Raw genomic sequence first — 2,810 nt, 5'->3', positions numbered from 1 at the left:
GTATAAAGGAATGGGTCTACATATAGGATAGGGGTGGCCTGATTTCTTTACCACCCCAACATTTGACGGAGAACCAATTTTTAGCAATAACATGTAAAACAGTTCTAATTAGTTTTAGGAATAATGTACAATTATGGATTTTGTTCTGTGAGGGGATATAGTATCAATTCACCAGTTACGAAAAAATGATGAAACAGGAGATTATAACGGCCTGTTATAAGAAATCAACCCCCTTTTCTAAAAGTACGAAAGCCATTTGAATCGGTACACATTCAAATGGCTTTTTTTAAATTCGAAGAAGTGAATGTGATTTTAATGTTGAGGTTTAACATGCACATGATATATTTATATTGGAAAGTTTAAAATAATTAAGAAAATTGTTGCATCTACTTGACAAGATTTTAGAGGTGATTCAGAATGACAAAATATGTAGTGAATAATAGCTCTATAGATTCGATTTTAGGATGGAGAAAGGCTGGCGAAATTGCCATTCCAGAAATTCAACGTCCATTTGTCTGGGATTCATCCAGAGTCCGTGATTTAATGGATTCATTATATAAAGGATATCCAATAGGGTATATTATTACATGGAAAAACCCTGATACAAAATTGAAGGATGGGACAGTTTCATTAGGTAAGAAAATAGTCATTGATGGGCAACAGCGCATTACGGCCATGACGGCTGCATTATTGGGAGAAGAAGTAATTGATTCAGATTACAAGAAAAAAAGAATTAAAATTTCATTTAACCCAAAAGAAGAAAGATTTGAAGTACTGAACCCTGCTATTGAAAAAGATACTGAATGGATTGATGATATTTCTAAACTGTTTAAACATGGGTTTAATATGTTTGGATTTGTAAATGAATATTGTGCGCTAAATGGAATTGAAGATACTAACTCTATCGGGGCAATAATTAATCAATTAATGGCTATTCGTTACAGTAATGTTGGGTTGATTGAGCTTTCTCATGAATTAGATATTGAAACGGTGACAGAAATTTTTATTCGTATTAATTCTCAAGGTGTTGTATTAAGTCAAGCGGATTTTGCGATGTCCAAAATTGCTGTTAACGAAGAAAATAACGGGGTATTTATTAGAAAAACAATCGATTATTTTTGTCACCTTGCTAAAAATCCAGCTGATTTCAATGCGATAAAACAAAATGACCAAGAATTTTCTAATACAGATTATTTTAGAAAGATTCTATGGATTAAAGATCATAGAGATAACTTATATATTCCGGACTACTCCGATTTACTCCGTGTAGTCTTAACATCTAAATTTTACCGTGGGAAAATGTCTAATTTAGTAAGTTTACTTTCTGGACGTGATTTTGAAACTAGGGAATATAAACAAGAAATAGTTGAAGATTCCTTTAGAAAGTTAGAAGAGGGTGTTCTAGATTTTACAAATGAGACGAATTTTAAACGTTATCTAATGATCGTCAAATCTGCAGGTATCATTGATAAAAAACTAATCCGTTCTCAACATGCTTTAAACTTTGGTTACATATTGTATTTAACACTTCGTAATCGGGGATTAGATTCAGCAGTTATTAATAAGGTTGTTCGTAGATGGCTTGTATTATCTATTTTGACCGGAAGATATTCAGGATCTCCTGAATCGATGTTTGAATATGATATTCGTAGATTTGTAAATGCGGATGATGTCGAAGCATATGTGAAGAATGTGGAAGAAGGAGAGCTTTCAGATGCCTTTTGGAATAATATTTTACTAACTAGGTTGAATACATCCGTAGCAAGTAGTCCTTATTTTCACTTATATTTAATGGCTCAAATTAAAATGAATGATAAAGGGTTTTTATCAAAAGAAATAGAGGTCAAACATTTGGTTGAAGAGAGGGGAGACATTCACCATATTTTCCCTAAAAAATACTTACAAAAGAATGGTTATAACAATCGGGGAATGTATAACCAAATAGCCAATTATGTTTATACTCCACAAGAAATTAACATAGCCATTAAGGATCAGTCTCCAAAAAAATATTTCCAAGAAATTCTAAAACAATGTGAAGAAAAAACAAGTAAGTACGGTGAAATACAAGATATAGAACTGCTAAAACAAAATATGAAACAAAATTGTATTCCATTAGAAGTTTTTGAAATGGGAGCTGACCAATACGAAGAATTTTTGGAAATGAGACGTAAACTTATGGCTCAAAAAATTAAAGAATACTATTTTTCTTTATAATTTCGCAAAAATTTATAGTTGACAATACGATTAAATACACGACAACAGTCATAAACCGTTGACTCCCGTATTTGAAATGGAGCAGGTCAAAGTTATTAATATGTTATTGTTATAATATTACGAAGTTATTGTAACGAAAAACTTGAAACTGGAGAATTTACATAAACATTCATCAATGGTGTTTAAGGAAATATTGAAGATGATGGAAGGGGACTAGGTCTTCTAGAGGAGACCTGGTCTTTTTTTAAGTGTACCCAGCATAGGAAGTAATCAATAGGATGAAAATCCCGAGCTGTGAAACGGAACTACTATTGAGACAGGGAGAAAGGTGAATATGTCTATCTGCTTGATCTCTATTTGGAATTCGAAGGGACAGGCTCCTTTAGTCCGCTGATAGAGGAAGCGGCTCTAGAGCTTGCCATTACGGGGTCATCCTATCGAATGGCTGAACACACGCTTGAAACACCTTTAGGTACCGAGTGATTAGTCACGAAGCTATACGTCAACACCTGTTACAGGTTGAAAGTATCCCAAAAGAGCGACAGCCTGTAAACGATCCTGTCCTATTCGTGGAAGTGGACGGCCTATATGTGAAA

Annotated in this window: 2 protein-coding genes; both read left to right on the top strand. The window is 33.5% G+C overall.

The features are described 5' to 3' along the window. The first annotated feature begins 417 nt into the window (after positions 1 to 417). Positions 418 to 2,214 (top strand): GmrSD restriction endonuclease domain-containing protein, encoded by a 1,797-nt coding sequence (locus tag AC3ASS_RS13895; RefSeq protein ID WP_488284105.1) that lies wholly within the window; start codon positions 418 to 420, stop codon positions 2,212 to 2,214. A gap of 357 nt (positions 2,215 to 2,571) precedes the next feature. Then, a complete protein-coding gene (locus AC3ASS_RS13890) occupies positions 2,572 to 2,697 on the top strand; it encodes a hypothetical protein (RefSeq protein WP_488284104.1) in 126 nt (41 codons plus the stop codon). The last annotated feature ends 113 nt before the right edge of the window (positions 2,698 to 2,810 follow it).

The organism is Bacillus sp. JST-5 (assembly GCF_057747715.1).
This window is presented reverse-complemented; position numbering and strand designations above follow the sequence as displayed.